This is a genomic window from Synechococcus sp. JA-2-3B'a(2-13), from assembly GCF_000013225.1.
Lineage (GTDB): Bacteria > Cyanobacteriota > Cyanobacteriia > Thermostichales > Thermostichaceae > Thermostichus.
The window spans coordinates 925,428-945,707 of record NC_007776.1; the positions used below are offsets into that span (position 1 = coordinate 925,428).

Consider the following 20,280-nt stretch of genomic DNA (forward strand, 5'->3'; position numbering starts at 1 on the left):
TTGGATCGGTCGAGAGTTCTGGGGCGCTGGATGAGCGATTCTGCAGACCCAGCGATAGCAGGAAGAAGGCTAAACTTCGGTATAGTTTGAGGTACGGTTAAACACTGGTATTGACAGCGGAAGTATGGTTGAATCTGTGCCTTCTCCTTCCGGTACCCACCAGCACATCTTGATCGTGGAAGACCGAGATGGCCGCCGTACCCAGGTGCTGGGATCCGCCAAATACTTCATCGGTCGGGACTTGGCGAACGACATCTGTCTCAACTCTCAGTATGCCTCCCGCTACCACGCCATGCTGCTGCGGATTCCCGCCGAGCGAGAGGGAGAATATTGCTACCGCATTTTGGATGGGGATCTGGAAGGTCGCCCCAGCACCAATGGCTTGTTGATCAACGGCCAGAAATTGACCACCCACCAGCTCAAGTCGGGGGATGTGATCACCTTTGGCCCCGATGCCAAAGCCACCTACAAAATCGTTAAGGCGCCCTAGGCCCAGCTCTCTGCAGAGAGCGCAGCTGCCCCCGAATCAACAGCAGCAAAGCCAGCACCAAGGCCATCTCCGACAGCAAGGTCGCTAGGGCCGCCCCCTGCCAACCCCACCTTGGGATCCAAACCGCATTCAAAAGCCCATTCAGCCCCAGAGCCATCAGTTGCAGACGGCTGCGGGGCTTTTGCAACCCTGCTCCAGTGAGCAGGTGAGATAGCAAAAGGTGGATCCCTTCCAGCAAAATGACCGGGCTGAGCCAGCGCAGGATGAGGGCCGTTTCCCGGTAAGCCGATCCCAGCACCCAGGGGATCCCGTAGGATCCCAGGGCCAGCCCCAGAGCAGCCAAACTGCCGTAGCCCACCACCCAAGGGGAAAGGTGACAGGCGTAGCGCCAGCCTTGTGGGAGTCCTTTTTGGCCTTGGCGGCACAGCTCGGCAAAATGGCTGGTGAGCAGAGCAATCATCGGCGTTTGCGAGAAGTTGATCACCCGATAGGCAGCGCTGTAAAGACCCCCCGCTGCTGCTGAGGCCAAACGGGGCAAGAGCAGCTTATCCAAATCGGTGAAGGTTTTCACCGCGGCCAGCCCCACCGCAAAGTCCCAGCCCGCTGTCAGCCGTTCCCGCAGATCTCTCCAGCTCAGGGCCAAGGGGAGAGAAGGCTCGCTCCACCGTCCCATCCCCCTCGCGATCAGCAGCAGCACGACCAACACCATCAGGCCGTACAGAACAGCCCATTGCACCAGGGATCCCCAGCCCAAGGCCACCGCCAACAACACTGCCCCCAATCGCCCCAGCGCCATGCCCGTGTCGATGAGGGCTACCCCAGCAGCCTGCTCTCTCCCGATCAGGATCCCCCTGTACACCTCTGGCACCGCGATGAACAGCAGATCGCTCAAAAGCAATACCCCCACCACCGCTGCTGGCGTCCCGGCCAGCCAAACGCTCAAGAGGGGCCACAACACCAGCGCCATCCCCCCACAGCCCAATCCCGCCAACCATAAGCTGGGGCCAATCCCCTGGGTGCAAGTCGGGGATCCCTGCCGGCTGAGGCGCTGGATCAGCAGTTCCGATTGGCCCAAATAGCCAAACGGGGCGGCCAGGTTGCTGCAGGCCAAGATGGCAGAGAAAACCCCGAAGGCTTCCGGCCCCAACAGACGGGCCAACAGGATGAAATAGGCCCCGGACAACCCCAGGCGCAGGCCATTGCCCACCATCAGCCAGGCAGCCTGGCGCAGCCGTTGTTGTTCTGCTCTATCCACGCTGCCACTCCTGGACGAGGCTTGCCGCAGCCAGGGATACTGGATGGATGCTGAGACTGCCTGCCCGAGAGCGGGCATCTCCTCTCGATTTTGGGTGTATCGGTTGCAATTCTTCTGGCAATTTCATGGCCAAACTCTACCCCGTCAGCAACGCCGCGCGAAGCCCCCACACCTTGGCAGGACGGGATCCGCAAGCCCTGTTCTCCCCCCATTCCAGACCGCCTGCCCCCCGCCGGGTACTTCCCCCACCCCTGCCGGACGGCGGTAGCCCTCGCTGGCTGGGATCCGCATCGGCCAAAACGGTGGGGCAGGGCTATCGGGCCGTTGTCTTGCTCTCGCTGACCAGTCTGCTGCTGTTTGGAGGGCTGGGATCCCGTCTGGCCTACCTGCAGCTAGCGCGCACCCAGTATTACCGCCAGCTGGCCGATACCAACCGCATTCGCCTGTTGCCCCAGCCGCCAGAACGCGGACGCATTGTGGATCGCAACGGCGTATTGCTGGCGAGCAGCCGATTGTCCCACTCGGTCTTCCTCTGGCCTCTGGTGCAGTCGCGGCAGCGCTGGCAGGAGATGATCCCCAAGTTGGCAGAATACTTGAACATGGCCCCCGAGGAGATCGCCCAGAAACTGGAACAGGCCGGATATCGTTCCCCGTTTCCCGTGCGCATCCTGCGCAACGCCAGCCCCCAGGTGGTCATTCAACTGGAGGAGATGAGCCGCGAGCTGCCGGGGGTGATGGTGGAGGCGGAGACGGCGCGGTTTTATCCCCATGGCGACTTGGCTGCTCACCTGCTGGGCTACACCGGCGAGATCCCCCTAGAGCAACTGCGGGCCGACCCTAGCTATCGCCTGGGGGATATCGTTGGCCTGATGGGAGTGGAGGAATTGTTCGAGAACCATCTGCGCGGCCAATGGGGCGGGCGACAGGTGGAGGTGGACGCCATGGGAGAGGTGCTGCGGGTGCTGGGGGAACAAGCGCCCCAACCGGGCAACACCCTGCAGCTCACTTTGGATGTGCGGCTGCAGCAGGCGGCAGAGCGGGCCCTCGGCCAGCAAAAAGGAGCGGTGATCGCCATGGATCCCAGCGATGGCTCGATCCTGGCCATGGCCAGCTATCCCACCTTTGATCCCAACCTCTTTTCCAGCCGCATCACCCAAGCCCAGTGGGAGAGCCTGCAGCAGCAGGATTTTCCCTTCCTCAACCGCGGCCTGCGGCCCTATCCCCCCGCCAGCACCTACAAAATCATCACCACCGCTGCCGGGATTGAGTCGGGAGCCTTTCCCCCGAATACGGTGCTGCAGACCGGCCCCTACATCCAGGTGGGAGGATGGCGCTTTTGGGACTGGAACCGGGCCGGCTTCGGGCGGCTGAACTACCGGCAGGCGATGGCCTACAGCAGCGACACCTTTTTCTACCAAATCGCCCTCGGCACCAAGGCTGCCCCTTTGCAAGAATGGTCGCGCCGCTTTGGGTTGGGACAACTGACCGGGATTGGCCTCAAAGGGGAAGCCGCGGGTCTGGTGCCGGATGCTGAGTGGAAGCAGCGCCACTGGCGCGAGCCCTGGTATGTGGGCGACACGGTCAACATGTCCATCGGCCAGGGATTTATTACCGCTACGCCGCTGCAAATGGCGGTGGTAACGGCGGCAGTGGCCAATGGGGGCTGGCGGGTGCGCCCCTTGCTCTCGCACCAGGTGATCCCGGAAAGCCCTGTGCCGCTGCGCCAAAAGGTAGGTCTTTCCCCTGCCACCCTGGAGATCCTGCAGCAGGGGCTGCGAGATGTCGTGGTTTACGGCACTGGCGGCAACGCCAACCTGGGGCCAGGATTTCCCCCAACGGCTGGTAAAACCGGCACCGCAGAGGATCCGCCGCGGCGATCCCACGCTTGGTATGTTGGCTATGCTCCCTACGACCGGCCCGAATTGGTGGTCGTGGTCTTTCTGGAAAACAGCGGCGGTGGGGGTGGATCACGGGCCGCTCCCATCTTTCGAGAGGTGATGCGGGCCTACTTCCGACCCGAGTCGTGAGCCCTAGCTTTCTGTCGGATCCGAGCCAACTGGGTATATGCAGTCTCTTGTCTCCCAGAAAATTGCGTTAAGATCCCCTAAAACCCCTTGCCCAGCAGGCTTCTGCCCTAACTTAGCTGTAGAATATGTCAGTGATTTGGAGCTCAACTGCCACAATCCTGCCATTCGCGCCAGTGGCGCCTTGGCGCATTGCAGGGCAAGCCCCGCTCCCACACACTGAGAACACTCTGGGCCGTGGCCGCTCTGCAACGCCTGAGCGAATCCGCGATCCAGGGAACGCTCTAACTTTATTGCCTAACTCAAAAGGAGATCAGGATGAACAAGGCAGAACTTGTTGATGCCGTCGCTCATCGCGCCAATGTAACCAAAAAAGAAGCGGAGGCTGTCATTTCGGCAGCACTGGAGATCATTGTCGAAGAGGTCGCATCCCGCGATGAAAACGGTGAACCCAAGGGGAAGGTGATCCTGGTGGGCTTCGGCTCCTTTGAGGCTCGCAAGCGCAAAGAGCGGGAAGGTCGCAACCCGAAAACCAACCAAAAGATGGTGATCCCAGAGAGAATCGTCCCCACTTTTGCGGCGGGCAAGTCATTCCGCGAAGCAGTAGCAGGGGGGAAATCTTAATTTCGCCGGGTTGGGACTCGGCTGCTGGGTAAGGCGTGGAGCGGCCTCGACACGGTGGCAATTGGGCTTGGGGAGCAGCAATCGCTGGCTGCTCTCCCCAGGAGATTCTGGATTTTTCGGCCAGCTTGAATCCGCTGGGCCCACCGGAATCGGTCTTGCAAGCTCTGACTCAGGCGCTGTCTGCAGCAGACCCGGTTGTAATCAGCCGCTACCCGGATCCCGACTATCGGGACTTGCGCATCTGTTTAGCCAACCATTGGGCTGTCGATCCCGAGTGGATCTTTGTGGGCAATGGGGCAGCGGAGTTGCTCACCTGGGCAGCCCGGGATGCGCAAGGGCGGGAGGTATGGCTGCCCCAGCCTGCTTTTGGGGATTATGCGCGGGCTCTGCGGGCAGCAGGGGCGACCATCAAGCCGCTGCCTTTTTTCCCCGGCCAGGGATCCGCCGGTTTTACCCTTCTGCAGGAACCCCTTCCGGTGGCAGGCAAGGGAAACCGGGTGCTCTGGCTGAACAACCCTCATAACCCGACGGGCTGGCTGATCCCGCAGCAAGATATCCTGCCTCTCCTGCCCCAGTTCGACCGGGTGGTGGTGGACGAGGCTTTTATGGACTTTTTGCCGGGGGAGCCCACCCTGAGCTTAAACTCCAGCCCGTCGGCAATGCCCCGCAGCCAAACCTTGATCCCCCACCTGGCGGCTCATCCCAACACCATCGTCATCCGTTCCCTCACCAAGTTTTTCACCCTGCCCGGCTTGCGCATTGGCTTTGCGGTGGGGCACCCGGATCACTGGCAGCGCTGGCGGCAGTGGCGGGATCCCTGGAGCGTCAACGGATTGGCGGGAGTGGCAGTGGCGGCAGCTTTGGCCGATGAGGACTTCCGCCGGCGCACCTTGGCCTGGCTACCCGTGGCCCGAGAGCATTTGTTCAGGGGTTTGCAAGCACTGCCCGGCTGGGATCCCTGGCCTGGTCAAGCCAATTTTGTGTTGGTGCGCTGCCCTGGCTCTGCCACGCAAATTCAGCGGGCGCTGCTGCAGCGGCACCGGATTCTGGTGCGGGATTGCCTGAGTTTTCCCGAGCTGGGAGATCGCTACCTGCGCATTGGCCTGCGCACCCTGCCGGAGCAGGAGCAGTTGTTATCCGCCTGCCGGGAGATCCTGGAGAATAGCTAGGGATTTTTCTGCGGGAGAAATTCTCATGCCCGAAGCTACCGCCTTTTGGCCGGAATGCAACGCCCCTATCGTGCGGGGGGTGGCCCATTACAGCGATCTGGAGTTGCTGCGGGCCTTTCAACGGCAGCCGGAGGTGGCCCGCTACTTCATCAGCCTGTTTTGCCGCTACTGCCAGTGGGTGGACGGGATCCTTGCCGAGCATCTGCCGCCCGAGCAGTGGGCTGCCTATCGAGAGCAGGTTTGGTTGCGGCTTTACCTGCGCCTACAGCGCCTAGATGTCCACAGCCTTGTGGAAGAAGCGGCTGGCGAAGGGGATCCTGTGCTGCGACCCTGGCTGGCGGAGCAAACCCGTGAGCTGATCCAATCCTTGGATGGGATCCCCACCCGCCCTCAAGCTTCTTGCAGTCTCGACTCCACCAGAGGCGGGGCGAAGTCCTCTCTTTCACCGGCACTGGCCTGTTATTTGACTGCTGGTTTGGATACCCTGCCGGGGGATCTGCGCTTCATTCTGCTGCTGCGGGATCGCTTTGGCTGGCCACCGGTTCGCATTGCCGACCAACTCAAGGCTGACGGATATTACCTCGCCCCAGAAGACGTGGATGCCATCGTTGCCTCTGCCCGCCAGATCTTGCTTCAGAACCTACCGACAGATGTGCGTGCCCTCTATCTGGAGGCAAAGCCCTAGAAGACTGCCATAGCCCTGTGGCATGGTGGTTTATGGCAAGGTATGGGGCGCTGGCAATCCTTGTTCCCAAGGTGGGTTCTCCTGTTAGGCTGTTTCCGGCTGTAACAGTGGATCGGCATTGTTTGCTCTCCGACTTTACATCAAGTTGAGTGTGGGCTGTCTATGAGTCCTTCTCCGCTTCCCCCAGACCCTACCCAACCCCTGTCTCCGGCACAGCAGTCCCATTCACATCCAGTTCCTCAACTTGCTCTTCAGGAGGCGCTGAGCCATCTGCATTTGGATGTGCTGAAAGAACTGGAGCGATTCCGCCTCTGGCAGCGTTTGCAGCGCATGGACTCTGTCCCGCCCCCACGAGCAGGTCAGCTTGGGAATACCAGCTCTGTACAGCGCCCTTCACCTGTGCTCATTCAAGAGGTGGTGGAAGACTTGGAAGAGGAAGAGATGCCGCGGCCCTCCGGGGCCTTTTCGCCCCTCTGGGTCTTGCTGCTGTGGGTGCTTTCCTGCGCGGGGATTGGCTTTGGGGTGCGCTGGCTGATCTGGCCGGAAGAACTGTCCCTGCCCCAAAGTGCTGCCAGCAGGGCGGAAGAAGGGATCCCTGCCCAGGTGGATCTGGCCCAGTTGCCCCTGATCCCACTGGAACCGGTGGAAGGGCAGGTGGGAGAGGAGTTCTATTTCGGTGGCTTGGATCCGGATCGGCTGGCGCTGGGCTTGGCGGCCACCCCGGACTGGAAGGACTTGCAGGTGGATCCTCTTCAAGGCGTTCCTAACCTGCTGGACAGCCTGCAGACCGACTTGGCCTTGGCTTCCAAGGAACCCTCTCCCCCCAGCTTGCAAACGGTGGAGCAGTTGGCAGCCAGCCTGGAGCGCCCGTCCCAACCTTCATCGCCTACTTCTGCGGGATCCCAGAACGTGGTGCCCCTAAGCGAAAACAACATAGACTCCCTGGGGCCGAACCGCGGCGAGGGAACCTTCTTGGTGCTCACTACCTACTCGGGAGATGAGAGCTTGGCACGTGCTCGAGAAGTTTCTGATGGGGCCTTTGTCAAAGATGTGAATGGCCAGAAGTTTGTGCAGTTGGCAGCATTTGAGCAACTGGAGTATGCCCGCTATCATGCGGAAACCCTGAAAAATAAGGGCTTTAACGTTACGATTGCTGAGCAGTAGCTTTGAGGACTACAGATCCCGAATCCAAGGGATCCGAGAGAGAGGTAGCCGCCGCCAGATCCCTTCACTTCCTTCTGGATCGAGCAGGCGCCAGGCCAGCAACCCGGTTGCCGAGAGGAAAACCAGGGCCAGCAACAACGCAAGGGCATTCTGTAGGCTTTTCAAAAAGGGCCAGAGGCGGGCTGTGATCGGCCCCACCTGAGCAGCTCCAGACCGCTGCCGCGCCTGGGCGGGGGGGTTCCCGGAAGCTGGAGAGGAACTCAAGGGACGGGCAGGTGGAGCGAGGGTAGAGGACGTCAACTGGGCGGCAGGAATGGGTGGCCCTGGTAACCGATTCAAAGCCATAACCACAGCCTGAGGGCGCTGCTGCTGACGCATCCACCGGTTCAGCTCTGCCAGAGAGATGGCACAGAGGTTGTTGAGACCCAGACCCTGAATTCGCCCCACCAAAGGCCGGTCGTTGCTGACCAAAACCACCAGCGTTCCCGGCTGCTGCTGGGCCAGGGCATAGGCGCATTCGGCAATCGCTTCTTCCAAACGTACCCTCATGGACTGATCGCCGGCACCGGCGCCACCCACCAGGGCACGGGCTTCTGAGACGGCAAACCCCAGGCTGGGCCAGTGGCGCAAAAACTCGCGGGCTGTCGATTCTTCTTGGGGATCAATAGCCTGCCGGCTCAGGCGTTCTAGCTCGGCCATCACTGCCTGCGGCAGCACACACACCCCAAATCGAGCCCACTCTTGCCATAGAGCCAGACGACCGGCCAGGATCACCGGGCTATCGAAGACGAGGAGAGGCGGGATCTCGGCCATGGGATGCGCCAGCGTTGGACTTAACCTCAATTGTGCAGCTTCCCCGAAGACTTGGGTAGCAGGGATCCCTCTGCCAGGCAGAGGCGGATGGCCAGCGGGTAGAGGCGGTGCTCCTGGGCCTGGATGCGCCGGTAAAGGGATTCCACGGTATCTTCGGGCAGAACCGGCACGGCTGCTTGGGCCACGATGGGGCCACTGTCCATTTCCAGGGTGACCCGATGAACGGTGCAGCCGGCGATTTTCACACCGCACTTCAGGGCTTGTTCAACAGCCCGCAGGCCCTTGAAGCTGGGCAGCAGGCTAGGATGCAGGTTCAGGACGCGATCCGGGTAGGCGGACAACAACACCTGGGTAACCAGGCGCATCCACCCGGCCATGATCACCCATTCCACGTGATGCTGCCAGAGCACTTGGAGGATAGCTGCATCCAGGTCTTCGCGACAGGGGTAGTCTCGGTGGTCGAGCAAGACGCAAGGGATCCCTCGCTTTTGGGCCCGCTGCCGCACGTAGGCTTTGGGGTTGTTGGTGATGACCACAGCAATCTGGGCCTGCAGTTCCCCAGCCTCAATGGCTTGGGCAATAGCTTCGAAATTGCTGCCATTGCCGGAAGCCAAAATGCCAAGGATCCCCGGTTGAGAGGGCACTGGGATCCCGTCGGGATCCGGCCAGAGTAAGCTGGGCGAGTTCATGAGCGCTTGGTGGGAAAGTCTGCAGCCCCGCTATTTTAAACCCAGACAGCCTCCCCTCTGGTTCTGGCCAGGTTGATCCAGAGAGGGATCCAAAAACTTGACCGTCGCCGGCTTTGACAGGCGCACCCGCGCCATCGAGCGCTGCACGGATCAAGCCCAAGAGGAGCTGCGGGAGATGCCTCAAGAAATGCGGAAAATGCAGCAGGAGATCCGCGATCTCTCAAGCTCCTCCAAAAATAGGCCAAGTCGATCAAGTCGATCCCAGCAGTTGAGGCCGGATCTTATGGACTCCGTCCCACTGTGGCGAGCGGCCACCTGATCTAGAGTGGGTCTAGAGTGGGAAAGCATGGGCAGTGGGTGTGAGAGCATGGCTCCTTTGCAAGGACGACGCCGGCGGTTTTGGATTTGCAGCATGGTAGTCATCCTGGCCGGGTTTATGGGATCCCTGCTGGCGGGATCAGCGCAGAACCTGGGAGCACAAGCGCAGCAGGGCCTGACTCAAGCCCAACTGGAGCAAGCTCAATATGTGCGCAGTTGTGGCAGTTGCCATGTGGCGTTGCCCGCCCAAGTGTTGCCCACTGAAACCTGGCGACGGCTGCTGCAGGATCCCAACCACTATGGCCAGCAGATCCAGCCCCTGAGCGGCGTGGCTTTACAACTGGCCTGGGGCTATTTGCGGCCCAACTCCCGGCCCCTGCGACAGGGGGAACAGGTGCCCTATCGCTTGGCAGATTCTCGCTATTTCCGTGCCCTGCATCTGCAAGTGGAGTTTCCCACTCCTGTGCGGGTGAGCGGCTGTGTGGATTGTCACCCCAGGGCCAATGGGGGGGATTTTGCCAGCCTCTCTGCAGAATGGCAATCTTGAGGAGCGCAACTGAGGCAATGCAGGTGGATCTGGCCACCATTTTGTCAGGCTATGCCCAAGGCTACTTTCTGATGGCCGACGAAGAGACGGGATCCCTGGCCTGGTACGGCACCGGCCGGCACGCGGTGATCCCCCTCGATGAGCGATTTCACTGCCCCCGTTCGTTGCGGCCCTTGGTGCGCAGCGGTCGCTTTCAGGTGCGGCTGAACTGCGCTTTTGAGCAGGTGGTAGAGGGCTGTGCCGCTCGTCCCCAAACCTGGATTAGCCCCGAGCTGAAGCAGATTTACGCAGCTCTGCACCGGTCTGGCTTTGCCCACAGCTTTGAAACCTGGCAGGGAGAGACCTTGGCAGGCGGGATCCTGGGTATTGCCCTTGGAGCGGCGTTTATCGGCGAGTCGATGTTCTACCGCATCCCCAACGGCTCGAAGGTGGCCTTGGTGAAGTTGGTGGAGCACTTACGGGAGCGGGGCTTTCGCCTATTCGACGCTCAGTTGATGAACCCGCACCTGGCCCGTTTTGGTGCTTTTCTCATGGATGGACAAGAGTACCTGAAGCTATTGCAGCAGTGCCTGGGGATCCCTTGTCGGTTCAATTAAATCTGCAATGTTACGATAGCCGCCGGCAAAACATTGCAGCGGCTCTTGGTGGAAAATAGAAAGGGAATCCGTCCCGCTGTTGCAGGCGGATACATCCTGTGGTGGGCCCACACATGGGATCCGATGGGGAGGTTGCCATGAGCCAAAAGCTTCTGTTTGTCTGTCTGGGTAACATCTGTCGCTCTCCCACTGCTGAGGGCATCACCAATCACCTTTTGCGCAGCAGCGGCCATAAGGAAGCAATTATCTGCGACTCAGCAGGTACGGCAGCCTATCACATCGGCAGCCCCCCAGATAGGCGCATGCAACAAGCAGCCCGATGCTATGGCCTAGAGCTACAAGGCAAGGCCCGCCAGATTCGACCTGCCGACCTGCGCGAGTTTGACCTGATCCTGGCTATGGATCGACAAAATTACCGCGACATTCTCAGCTTGGATCCCCAGGGAAAATATGCCGAGAAAGTGCGCCTGATGTGCAGCTATTGCCGCTCTCATTCTGACGAAGAAGTTCCGGATCCCTACTACGGGGGTGAGGCTGGATTCCATTACGTGATCGAGCTGCTCTGGGATGCCTGTAGCGGCTTGCTGGAATCCCTGGTTCCCGGGATCCAATGCCCACCGTTGCCCCCCCGTGCTTGAGAGCTTGTGTGTTTATTTAAAGTTAATTCAAATGGCGATGAGACGGTAGCCAGTACAATAGCTCCGTTTGCGATAGTCATTCCGAATAAGTCTGGGACATTTGCCCTGCCTTCGATCTCTAACCGGCCAACACAAACATACCCCTTATCTGTCTCCCAAAGCAGACTAGGGGAACCTGGGATCCCCAAGTTGCTTTCCTGCAGTCTGAAACAACCATATATCCTGGCCCAGAGGGATCCTCATCTAACTTAATTGCCTCTATTTCCGATCTTACTCTGTTCTGCCAATCTCTAGAAGGCACGAACCACCTCCCGGAGAACGGATTCTTGCAGATAGGGCTTGAGGGAGTCAGGCGTACCTAGATCAACCGGACTCTCTAAAATTTCCTCTAGATATCGTTTCAAGCGTGCAAAAGTGAACAATCCAACTGGACGGTCAAACTCTACTAGCAGATCGATATCACTGTCTGTTTGCGCTTCATCCCTTGCTACTGAACCAAAGAGCATTAGAGACTTTACGCCAAAGTCCTTCAGAGTGTTCTGGTGATTTGCCAGTAATGTAAGGACTTCCTGTTTTTGCATTACCCAACCTGCAATGAAAAGAAAAGTCCATTAGGAATTATAGCTCACCTATTTCCTCTAAGAAAAGTCCATTAGGAATTATAGCTCACCTATTTCCTCTCAATTACGACTCAAACAAAGATTCATAACGCTTTGCAGGTCGCAGGCACAGTTGAGCCGAGGCACACCTTGCAGAGGACAGGGATCCCTGGGTTCCCGCAATGAGGGCATTTGAGCTTGCTCATCATCTTGTCTCTGGGTACATCTAACGGCACGCACATCTTGCCTTGCCATTAACAGCCAGTTCAAGAAACTTGTCGTCTTTGGGATCACGACACGTCGCCACGCGCTCTACAATCTCCACCAAGACGCCATCTCTAACAAAAGTGCTCAAGAACTCCATCCGTTCTTCCTCGGTTATATACCTTTCAAATCCTTTGCGCCGCAGGACATCGCTCAATTCTTCTTCTTTACACGTGGGGTGGGAACACAGTGTGACTTGAGGGGGGAGAAATCAACCCCGTCATCCCTCACCGTGAACCTTAGCCTCCCTGCTTGCAGTGGCACCCTGCATGTCTTATCAAGGAACCCATCCCAAATCGGATTCTCGATTTCGGTCCCGTACCTCATTACGCATCTCCCCCCCGCCTTACCCGCCACTTCGATGGTCGTAGAGCCGAAGGCGAAGAAGACCAACCGCCGCTCAGGAGTACACGCGCCGAAATCGATCTCAATATCAGCGCGCCCTCCCTGAGCGTGAGTCGGTACAGATGTCAGTGGCAAGACGAGCAGCGCCGAGGCCATAACCCTGAGAGCTATACATCTCTTCATCGGCAGACTTCTCATTATGAACCGCATCGATCAGCCATCTAACGCCTTAACTCACCCGCCACCCCAAATCCGGGATCCCAGCCAATAACCTATCCCAAGGTCGGGTGCAGTGACTTGTTATGTTGAGTGACTCTCCCTCCCTAAAGGTATCAGGATCCTCAGTGACCAGCCCCCAGGGATCCCTACCCAATCACTGACTTTCTACCAAGGCTGGCAACATAATGACAATGATCTGGGATGAGGCTCGGGCTATATCGAGATTTCTGAGCTTGGTTGAGGGATCCATTTTTTTTGCTTATTGTATTGAGTACATTGAATTGAATTGAGACCATTAGAATTGAGCATAGGAAAGCCAAACTATAGTTCTTCACCTGACAAAAGTGGTTCAAACTCTTTATATGCTTGATAATTACGAAAATGTCGAGCGTAAATTTCTGCTCCATCAAGATCGACATCATACAAAACTTGATTCACATCAACAATATGCTTTAACTTCCACGTTATTGAGTCACCTACTTCATTATTAAATGTATATGTATGAGCGTTTGCATATTCCTGGGCTTTCTGATTTGCTTCTTCTAGAGAACTAGCCTTTATTAGCATAAAACTCCCTTCGAAAAGAGTTTTATAGTCTGGCGATGATGATGAAGATTCATAAACTAACACAGCGATATAAACGTTTATGTCTTGACGATCCATTCTGATTCTCCAACTATTTCAAAAATCCGCGATCATTTAACAGCTTCCACGCTTTCTTGTAGTTTGCGGCATTTCCCGCCTTTATGTTGCCAAGTGTTTCGTTCAAAAGCTCTCCTGGAAATTCTTGTCTGATTGATGCTTTTCGGCATCTGCTAATGAAGCTATCAGCAATGTCACCCAAATTGTTATTAGCAACACAGTCGGCAGACGGACAACTGGCGGTGTAGAAAGCTGGATCCGCTGAGGATAGGGATCGCTCTACGGATGGGGCACAGGGATCCGGGGCAGGCAGATAACAGCTATCTTCTACCTTTAGGCAGATAACAGCTATCTTCTACCTTATTGCAGGCACATCCCGGCGGTTGATGGCACTTCAAGCTGACGTTGATGCAGCTATTGCCACAGGCTTTACCCGTCACACATCGACGACAACAGGTACTGCAATCGACGGGATCACCTGGCTGTGACCGTTCTACCCTAATGATGGACAGTGATGGATCCGAGTTAATAGTCGAAGCAGTCCGAGATCCACTGCCACAACCCACAAATAGGAGCAGCGATAACAGTATTAGAAAAAACTGTGCGAGCTTAAATGGTTGAGCTTTCATACAATGAGATCCATCAGTTTGCTTCACTCGTGCTAATTGAGAGGACAAGGTTCAGAGTATAGCACTGGGTCAGGTGCAGCGACTTGTTATGTTGTGTGGATTTGTGTACCGATCGCCTCGGCTACCCACCGACCCCAGCGCCCCTTCATCAACAAACCTGACTAGGCACAACTCTGGCGCTGGCAACATAACATGTGTTTCTGCAGCTAGATGACTGATAATCACCTAAGAAGCAGACTTTTCCATCGCCTAGTGTAATGCTGCCCTAATTTGTCTGTATAGTCAACATTTTGAGCGATAATTACCTCCAAAGGGTTTTTATCTGGCTGAATGAGCATTAACACACCCATACCTAGACTCAGAAAGCTCCTGGAGCAAGTCAGCTAGAAATCGCAGGATCCGCACACTGTACTCATAAAGTCAGTGTCGGGAGGAATGTGCAACTTTATTTGCTCTATGTTATGATAATAGTGCGGACACCAGAAACGGTTATTTAAGGCACTGGTAACGGTCGATTGGGGCTGCCGTAAACCAGCCTAGAGGTTCGGGCCTGTTTTGTTCTCTGGTAGAGCAGAGCAGGCCCAGGGCTACTAAAAGCCTACTCTGTATCGCTAAAGCGGTACGGAGCCGGGTAGTTTACTTGCCACACCTTCCGCCATAGTTTTGCCACTCATCTCCTGCAAAACGGCTACGACATCCGCACCGTCCAAGAATTGTTGGGCCACAAAGATGTCAAAACCACCATGATTTACACCCATGTGCTGAATAAAGGCGGGCGCGGGGTGAGAAGTCCATTGGATCCTTAGAAGGGGACGCTCTCTGGGGAAGGGATCCTCTTCCCCTTTACAGTATCTCAGCGATCATTGCGAATTATTACGACCTTGCCGTCATACCCCCGGCAGGGATCCGTTTCTCTGGTAGAACGGGAAACAGACAATAGGGGATCCTGCCTATCGCGTCAGCGGGACGGAGTCCTTTCGCGTTAGCAGGACAGAATCCTTTCCCCGGTTTACCCAATTTCTGCATTGCACAACGGAGAGCGACCGCATGTTTACTCTGGTTAAGCCCATCACCCGCCACGTGGCCCCTGACGAGCTAGGGGGGCGCCGACTGATGAAGGTGGTGTACGTGGTGTTGGAGCCGCAGTATCAGAGTGCTCTGACAGCAGCGGTGCAGCGCATCAACGCCCGCAACCCCAAGCTGGCGGTGGAGCTGTCTGGCTACTTGGTGGAGGAGCTGCGGGATCCCTCGGGGTATGAGGCTTTCCGGCGGGATCTGGAGACGGCCAATGTTTTTATTGGCTCCCTGATCTTTATTGAGGACATTGCCCAGAAGGTGGTGCAGGCGGTGCAGCCCCTGCGGGAGCGGCTGGATGCGGTGGTGGTCTTCCCTTCCATGCCGGAGGTGATGCGCCTGAACAAGATGGGATCCTTTTCTATGGCGCAGCTGGGACAGTCCAAGAGCGCCATTGCCCAGTTCATGCGCAAGCGCCAGCAGGGATCCAACTTCCAGGAGGGGATGCTGAAGCTGTTGCAGACGCTGCCCAAGGTGCTGAAGTACCTGCCCTTTGACAAGGCCCAGGATGCCCGCAACTTCATGCTTAGCTTCCAGTACTGGCTGGGCGGATCCCGCGAGAACCTGGAGAACTTTTTGCTGATGCTGGCGGATCGCTACCTGCCGGGGATGCGGGATCAGGTCAAGTTTGCCGAGCCGGTCACCTATCTGGAAATGGGCATTTGGCACCCGCTGGCGCCGCAGATGTTTGCCAGCCTGGCGGAGTATTGGGATTGGTACAACGCCCGCGAGGATCTGCCAGAGGAGGTGAAGGATCCCTTGGCTCCCTGCGTGGGGTTGGTGTTGCAGCGCACCCACCTGGTGACGGGGGATGATGCCCACTACGTGGCCATGGTGCAAGAGCTGGAGTCGCGCGGGGCGCGGGTGGTGCCGGTGTTTGCCGGGGGTCTAGATTTCTCCAAGCCAGTGAACGAGTTTTTCTGGAACGCGCAGAAGACAGCGCCCATTGTGGATGTGGTCGTGTCGCTAACCGGGTTTGCCCTGGTGGGAGGGCCGGCGCGGCAGGATCACCCCAAGGCGGTGGAAGCGCTGCAACGGCTGAATCGCCCCTACATGGTGGCGCTGCCCTTGGTGTTTCAATCGACGGAGGAATGGGCTGCCAGCGACCTGGGGCTGCACCCGGTGCAGGTGGCTCTGCAGATTGCCATTCCCGAGCTGGACGGGGCCATCGATCCCATCATCCTCTCAGGGCGGGATGCGGCCACCGGCAAAGCTCACGCAATGCAGGATCGGATCGAGCTGATCGCGGCGCGGGCCATTAAATGGGCCAATTTGCGGCGCAAGCCCAAGCTGGAGAAGAAGATCGCCATCACCGTCTTCAGCTTCCCACCGGACAAAGGCAATGTGGGGACAGCAGCCTACCTGGATGTATTTGCCTCTATTCACCGGGTGATGCAGGCCCTGGCCCACAACGGCTACGACCTGGGGCCAGAGCTGCCCAAAACCCCGCAGGAGCTGATGGAGTCCATCCTCCACGATCCCCAGGCCCAGTACGCCAGCCCGGAGCTGAATGTGGCCGCCAAACTGTCGGTGCGGGAGTACGAGGCGCTGACACCCTACGTGAAAGCCATCGAGCAATACTGGGGGCCAGCGCCGGGGCACCTGAATACCGATGGGCAAAATCTGTTGATCTACGGCAAGCACTTTGGCAATGTGTTCATCGGGGTGCAGCCCACCTTCGGCTATGAAGGGGATCCCATGCGGCTGCTTTTTTCCAGGTCAGCCAGCCCTCACCACGGCTTTGCCGCCTACTACACCTACCTGGAGAAAGTGTGGGGGGCGGATGCGGTGTTGCACTTTGGCACCCATGGATCCCTGGAGTTTATGCCGGGCAAGCAGATCGGCATGTCGGGCGAGTGCTATCCGGATAATCTAATTGGATCCCTGCCCAACCTGTACTACTACGCCGCCAACAACCCCAGTGAGGCCACTATTGCCAAGCGGCGGGGCTACGCCTGTACCATCAGCTACCTGACGCCGCCGGCAGAAAACGCCGGCCTCTACAAGGGGCTGCAAGAGCTGCGGGAGATGATCGGCTCCTACCAAACCCTGCGGGAGGGGGCGCGGGGCATCGCCATCGTCAACGCCATCTGCGACAAGGCGCGGCTGGTGAACCTGGACAAGGATGTGGATCTTCCTGCGGGGGATGCTGCCCAGTTGAGCTTGGAAGAGCGGGACACGGTGGTGGGCAAGATCTACGCCAAGCTCATGGAGATCGAGTCGCGGCTGTTGCCCTGTGGTCTGCACGTCATTGGAGCGCCCCCCACGGCAGAGGAGGCGATTGCCACCCTGGTGAGCATTGCCAGCATTGACCGCCCCGAAGAAGGGATCCTCGGCCTGCCCCGCATTCTTGCCCAAAGCCTGGGCCGGGATATCGACGAGATCTACCGCAACCGGGATCGGGGACACCTGGCGGATACGGAGCTGCTGGATCGCATCAACAAGGCCTGCCAGAAGGCGGTGGCGGCGCTGGTGCAGGAGCAGACCGACGCCCAGGGGCGGGTCTCTAGGGTGGCCAAGCTCAACTTTTTCAACATGGGCCGGCAAGCCCCCTGGTTGGCAGTCCTAAAAGAAGCGGGCTACCCCCAGGTGGATCCGGATCTTTTGAAGCCCTTGTTTGAATTTCTGGAGGAGTGCCTCAAGCAAATTACGGCAGATTATGAGCTGGGATCCCTGCTGCGGGCCTTGGAAGGGGAGTACATTTTGCCGGGGCCAGGAGGGGATCCCATCCGCAACCCCAATGTGTTGCCGACAGGGCGCAACATCCACGCTTTGGATCCCCAGTCCATCCCCACGGCAGCCGCGATTAAGTCTGCGGAGATCGTGGTGGAACGGCTGCTGGCTCGCGAGATGAGCAGTAACGGCGGCAAGTACCCGGAGACCATCTCGGTGGTGCTCTGGGGCACCGACAACATCAAGACCTACGGGGAGTCGCTGGCGCAGGTGCTGTGTTTGCTGGGGGTGCGACCCAAACCCGATGCCCTGGGGCGGGTGAACAAGGTGGAGTTAATCCCCTTAGAGGAACTGGGCCGGCCCCGCATTGATGTGGTGGTGAACTGCTCGGGGGTGTTCCGGGATCTGTTTGTTAACCAGATGGACCTGATCGACCGGGCGGTGAAGCTGGCGGCCGCAGCGGTGGAGCCACCGGAGCTGAACTTTGTGCGCAAGCACGCCTTGCAGCAGGCAGAAGAACTGGGGCTGACGTTGGAGCAGGCGGCAACGCGGGTCTTTTCCAACGCTTCCGGATCCTACTCCGCCAACATCAACCTGGCGGTGGAAAACAGCTCTTGGGAAGATGAAAGCGAGCTGCGGGAGATGTACCTATCCCGCAAGTCCTTTGCCTTCGGCTCCAACCTGCCCAACCAGCAGATGCGACAGCTTTTTGAAGCCAGCTTGAAGACGGTGGATGTGACCTTCCAGAACCTGGACTCCTCGGAGATCAGCCTGACCGATGTCAGCCACTACTTCGACGCGGATCCCACCAAGCTGGTGCAAAGCCTGCGCCCCGACGGCAAGGCCCCCTCGGCCTACATGGCAGATACCACCACGCCCAACGCCCAGATCCGCACCCTGAGCGAAACCATCCGTCTGGACGCCCGCACCAAGCTCCTCAACCCCAAGTGGTATGAGGGGATGCTCAAGCACGGCTACGAAGGGGTACGGGAGATCGCCAAGCGGCTGGTCAACACCTCCGGCTGGTCAGCTACGGCAGGCGCGGTGGACAACTGGATCTACGAAGAAACCAACGAGACCTTCATCAAGGATGAGGCCATGCGGCAGCGCTTGATGAACCTCAATCCCCACTCCTTCCGGCGCATTGTCGGATCCCTGCTGGAGGTGCATGGGCGTGGCTACTGGCAGACTTCCCAGGCCAATATCGAGCGTCTGCAGGAGCTGTACCAGGAAGTGGAAGACCGGATCGAGGGGGTGGAGTAGAGAGTTCTCCCTGTCCTAAGTTGGCCCGAACGGGCATCTCTACCCCTCTCTCTCCTGGGGAGGGGGGCAGGGTAGCTCTACCCCACCAGGTCAAGCCAGCGCAGGTAGCCCTCCACCAGTTGGGATCCGGCTAGAGCGGCTACCCCTCCACCCAAGGCCAGGTAGGGGCCAAAGGGAATGGGTTTTCCCAAGCGGGCCCGCCCCTTGGTCATGGCCAGCAAGCCAGCCAGCAGGCCAAACCCGGAACCAAAAAGAAGGGCCACCACCACCCCCTGCCAGCCCAACCACATGCCGATCAGGGCCAACAGCTTGCCATCTCCCCCGCCCATAGCCTCCCGCCCCAAGACCCAACGGGCCAAGAGGCCAATGCCCTCCAGCAGCCAGAGGCCCAGCACAGCTCCTGCAATCCCTTCCACCAGTGACAGGCCTGTAGCGGCCAGGGATCCGGATCCCTGGAGCCACGGCAGAGCCAGGCGGGCCAAAAGCCCCACCACCAGGCCTGAACGGGTCAGCTCCTCCGGCAGCAAAAAGGTATCCAGATCGATGAGCGCCAGGGCCAACAGCCAGCTCAACAAGATGCAGGTGAGGATCCCTTGGGCAGAAAACCCCAAAGCGCCGATGCTGAGGGCAAACAGGCCCATTGTCAACGCCTCAACGGCAGGGTAGCGCCAGCTAATCTGCGCTCCACAATGGCGGCAGCGACCGCGCAGCAACAACCAGCCTAGGATGGGAATGTTCTCCGTGGGGCCCAGCGGCGTCTTGCAGCTTGGACAATGGGATCCGGGATGGAGCAGAGAAAGACCCTGCGGCAGGCGATAGACCACCACGTTCAAGAAGCTGCCCACACAGGCCCCCAGCACCAGTACCAGCACCCAGGCCAACAGGCGCAGCTCCCAGATTCTGTTGGCGTCGGCGCTGCTCAGCCACATCATGCTCAGCCACATCATGTGAGCGTTGTGCAGTAGGGGAGAATCTCGAGCATGGCAGCCATTCCCATCGCGTCGGCAGGACGGAGTCCCTAAAGGCAGAAAAAGGAAGGATCTGCTCTGTCAGCGTAGCTCCTTGTGCCTCACCGCAGCGGCTCCAATTGCTGCAGCGGAATAAAAGTTTCCTGGGGCAGCAGGATGGGGAACTCGGAAAAGATCAGATCCCCTCGCAGGGTACGGCGGTGAATAACTACCCCCCGCGGAGGTTGCTCCAGCACTTCCGGTCGATACTGCAGATGAAATTGATAAATCTGGCGAGCCGCTTGAAGCAGAGCGCTGTCCATGAGCTGTTTTCCTACCTTGCCAAGTTCACGACTACCCTAACGACCTTCCCATTATGTCAGCGAGACGGAGTCCTTGCTCGTTAGCGGGATAGGATCCTCAAGCCCTTTTGGATCCCTGACGTCTGGATCCCTGACGTCCTCAGGCTTTTTTTGGAGATGCTTAGGGCCCCTTGAAAGCCGGGGATCCCTCAAGCCGAACACCTGCTTCTTTCTAAGAGAAGAGACAAACTGCCCTGCCCCCGCCAGCCTAAACTTAGGATATCGCCGCCGAGGACTTATGGGTCACCTCC

The 20,280-nt window shown here is 58.4% G+C and carries 18 protein-coding genes and 1 pseudogene; 11 read left to right on the forward strand and 8 right to left on the reverse strand.

The features are described from left to right. The first annotated feature begins 124 nt into the window (after nt 1-124). Nucleotides 125-490 (forward strand): FHA domain-containing protein, encoded by a 366-nt coding sequence (locus tag CYB_RS04245; RefSeq protein ID WP_011432528.1) that lies wholly within the window; start codon nt 125-127, stop codon nt 488-490. Here CYB_RS04245 and CYB_RS04250 read toward each other — a convergent pair. Further along, nucleotides 477-1,745 carry a lipopolysaccharide biosynthesis protein gene (locus CYB_RS04250; RefSeq protein WP_238376898.1) on the reverse strand — a complete coding sequence of 423 codons (1,269 nt, stop codon included), beginning with the start codon at nt 1,743-1,745 and terminating at the stop codon, nt 477-479. The two genes, CYB_RS04245 and CYB_RS04250, sit on opposite strands and share 14 nt — an antisense overlap. 47 nt (nt 1,746-1,792) lie before the next feature. Between CYB_RS04250 and mrdA the strand changes: the two genes are divergently transcribed. From mrdA to CYB_RS04275, 5 genes are all read left to right on the forward strand, one after another. Then, nucleotides 1,793-3,772 carry a penicillin-binding protein 2 gene (mrdA, locus tag CYB_RS04255; protein ID WP_083757634.1) on the forward strand — a complete coding sequence of 660 codons (1,980 nt, stop codon included), beginning with the start codon at nt 1,793-1,795 and terminating at the stop codon, nt 3,770-3,772. Nucleotides 3,773-4,087: 315 nt separating this feature from the next. Then, nucleotides 4,088-4,393: an HU family DNA-binding protein gene (locus CYB_RS04260; RefSeq protein WP_011432531.1), complete on the forward strand. Its 306-nt coding sequence runs from the start codon at nt 4,088-4,090 to the stop codon at nt 4,391-4,393. 35 nt (nt 4,394-4,428) lie between these two features. Continuing rightward, complete coding sequence (gene cobD, locus CYB_RS04265; RefSeq protein ID WP_011432532.1) at nt 4,429-5,562, forward strand: threonine-phosphate decarboxylase CobD; 1,134 nt, start codon at nt 4,429-4,431, stop codon at nt 5,560-5,562. 25 nt (nt 5,563-5,587) lie between these two features. After that, nucleotides 5,588-6,247, forward strand: coding sequence for a hypothetical protein (locus tag CYB_RS04270; protein WP_011432533.1), 660 nt, complete (start codon nt 5,588-5,590; stop codon nt 6,245-6,247). A gap of 282 nt (nt 6,248-6,529) precedes the next feature. Then, on the forward strand, nt 6,530-7,411 hold the full coding sequence (locus CYB_RS04275; protein WP_011432534.1) for a hypothetical protein: 882 nt from the start codon (nt 6,530-6,532) through the stop codon (nt 7,409-7,411). Nucleotides 7,412-7,420: 9 nt separating this feature from the next. On the opposite strand, the gene CYB_RS04280 is transcribed toward CYB_RS04275, so the two are convergent. Both CYB_RS04280 and purN read right to left on the reverse strand, forming a co-directional pair. Beyond that, the gene (locus CYB_RS04280; RefSeq protein WP_011432535.1) at nt 7,421-8,224 is read right to left on the reverse strand and encodes a PIN domain-containing protein; all 804 of its coding nucleotides are present in this window, start codon (nt 8,222-8,224) and stop codon (nt 7,421-7,423) included. Between the two features lie 26 nt (nt 8,225-8,250). Then, entirely contained in the window at nt 8,251-8,913 is a 663-nt protein-coding gene (gene purN / locus CYB_RS04285) for a phosphoribosylglycinamide formyltransferase (RefSeq protein WP_011432536.1), read from the reverse strand. 367 nt (nt 8,914-9,280) lie between these two features. Here purN and CYB_RS04295 point away from each other — a divergent pair, with 367 nt between their 5' ends. The 3 genes from CYB_RS04295 (at nt 9,281) to CYB_RS04305 (ending at nt 11,012) form a co-directional block, all read left to right on the forward strand. Further along, nucleotides 9,281-9,778 carry a hypothetical protein gene (locus CYB_RS04295; protein ID WP_011432539.1) on the forward strand — a complete coding sequence of 166 codons (498 nt, stop codon included), beginning with the start codon at nt 9,281-9,283 and terminating at the stop codon, nt 9,776-9,778. Between the two features lie 17 nt (nt 9,779-9,795). Then, nucleotides 9,796-10,374: a leucyl/phenylalanyl-tRNA--protein transferase gene (gene aat, locus CYB_RS04300; protein WP_011432540.1), complete on the forward strand. Its 579-nt coding sequence runs from the start codon at nt 9,796-9,798 to the stop codon at nt 10,372-10,374. A gap of 137 nt (nt 10,375-10,511) precedes the next feature. Further along, nucleotides 10,512-11,012: a low molecular weight protein-tyrosine-phosphatase gene (locus CYB_RS04305; RefSeq protein WP_011432541.1), complete on the forward strand. Its 501-nt coding sequence runs from the start codon at nt 10,512-10,514 to the stop codon at nt 11,010-11,012. A 290-nt stretch (nt 11,013-11,302) separates the two neighbouring features. Here the strand turns inward: CYB_RS04305 and CYB_RS04310 are convergent, their stop codons facing one another. The 3 genes from CYB_RS04310 to CYB_RS14295 form a co-directional block, all read right to left on the reverse strand. Then, entirely contained in the window at nt 11,303-11,593 is a 291-nt protein-coding gene (locus tag CYB_RS04310) for a nucleotidyltransferase family protein (RefSeq protein WP_011432542.1), read from the reverse strand. 244 nt (nt 11,594-11,837) lie between these two features. Next, a complete protein-coding gene (locus CYB_RS15625; RefSeq protein WP_202943711.1) occupies nt 11,838-12,032 on the reverse strand; it encodes a PIN domain-containing protein in 195 nt (64 codons plus the stop codon). Nucleotides 12,033-12,760: 728 nt separating this feature from the next. Next, the gene (locus CYB_RS14295) at nt 12,761-13,102 is read right to left on the reverse strand and encodes a DUF4288 domain-containing protein (RefSeq protein WP_071818147.1); all 342 of its coding nucleotides are present in this window, start codon (nt 13,100-13,102) and stop codon (nt 12,761-12,763) included. 1,246 nt (nt 13,103-14,348) lie between these two features. On the opposite strand from CYB_RS14295, the pseudogene CYB_RS14300 reads away from it, so the two are divergent. Next, nucleotides 14,349-14,516 (forward strand): annotated as a pseudogene (locus CYB_RS14300) (tyrosine-type recombinase/integrase); the annotation flags it as partial. Between the two features lie 241 nt (nt 14,517-14,757). Continuing rightward, nucleotides 14,758-18,720 carry a magnesium chelatase subunit H gene (locus tag CYB_RS04325; protein ID WP_011432543.1) on the forward strand — a complete coding sequence of 1,321 codons (3,963 nt, stop codon included), beginning with the start codon at nt 14,758-14,760 and terminating at the stop codon, nt 18,718-18,720. A 77-nt stretch (nt 18,721-18,797) separates the two neighbouring features. On the opposite strand, the gene CYB_RS04330 is transcribed toward CYB_RS04325, so the two are convergent. Then, nucleotides 18,798-19,667: a prepilin peptidase gene (locus tag CYB_RS04330; protein WP_238376899.1), complete on the reverse strand. Its 870-nt coding sequence runs from the start codon at nt 19,665-19,667 to the stop codon at nt 18,798-18,800. Nucleotides 19,668-19,789: 122 nt separating this feature from the next. After that, nucleotides 19,790-19,990: a hypothetical protein gene (locus tag CYB_RS04335; protein WP_011432545.1), complete on the reverse strand. Its 201-nt coding sequence runs from the start codon at nt 19,988-19,990 to the stop codon at nt 19,790-19,792. Nucleotides 19,991-20,280: the final 290 nt, after the last annotated feature.

Excerpts from the sequence above, each read along its gene's own strand:
- CYB_RS04310 (WP_011432542.1), bottom strand. The coding sequence starts at position 11,593 with ATGCAAAAACAGGAAGTCCTTACATTACTGGCAAATCACCAGAACACT.
- CYB_RS04330 (WP_238376899.1), bottom strand. The coding sequence starts at position 19,667 with ATGATGTGGCTGAGCATGATGTGGCTGAGCAGCGCCGACGCCAACAGA.
- CYB_RS14295 (WP_071818147.1), bottom strand. The coding sequence starts at position 13,102 with ATGGATCGTCAAGACATAAACGTTTATATCGCTGTGTTAGTTTATGAA.
- purN (WP_011432536.1), bottom strand. The coding sequence starts at position 8,913 with ATGAACTCGCCCAGCTTACTCTGGCCGGATCCCGACGGGATCCCAGTG.
- CYB_RS04325 (WP_011432543.1), top strand. The coding sequence starts at position 14,758 with ATGTTTACTCTGGTTAAGCCCATCACCCGCCACGTGGCCCCTGACGAG.
- CYB_RS04260 (WP_011432531.1), top strand. The coding sequence starts at position 4,088 with ATGAACAAGGCAGAACTTGTTGATGCCGTCGCTCATCGCGCCAATGTA.
- aat (WP_011432540.1), top strand. The coding sequence starts at position 9,796 with ATGCAGGTGGATCTGGCCACCATTTTGTCAGGCTATGCCCAAGGCTAC.
- CYB_RS04270 (WP_011432533.1), top strand. The coding sequence starts at position 5,588 with ATGCCCGAAGCTACCGCCTTTTGGCCGGAATGCAACGCCCCTATCGTG.
- CYB_RS04280 (WP_011432535.1), bottom strand. The coding sequence starts at position 8,224 with ATGGCCGAGATCCCGCCTCTCCTCGTCTTCGATAGCCCGGTGATCCTG.
- CYB_RS04335 (WP_011432545.1), bottom strand. The coding sequence starts at position 19,990 with ATGGACAGCGCTCTGCTTCAAGCGGCTCGCCAGATTTATCAATTTCAT.
- CYB_RS04245 (WP_011432528.1), top strand. The coding sequence starts at position 125 with ATGGTTGAATCTGTGCCTTCTCCTTCCGGTACCCACCAGCACATCTTG.
- CYB_RS04295 (WP_011432539.1), top strand. The coding sequence starts at position 9,281 with ATGGCTCCTTTGCAAGGACGACGCCGGCGGTTTTGGATTTGCAGCATG.
- mrdA (WP_083757634.1), top strand. The coding sequence starts at position 1,793 with ATGCTGAGACTGCCTGCCCGAGAGCGGGCATCTCCTCTCGATTTTGGG.
- CYB_RS04305 (WP_011432541.1), top strand. The coding sequence starts at position 10,512 with ATGAGCCAAAAGCTTCTGTTTGTCTGTCTGGGTAACATCTGTCGCTCT.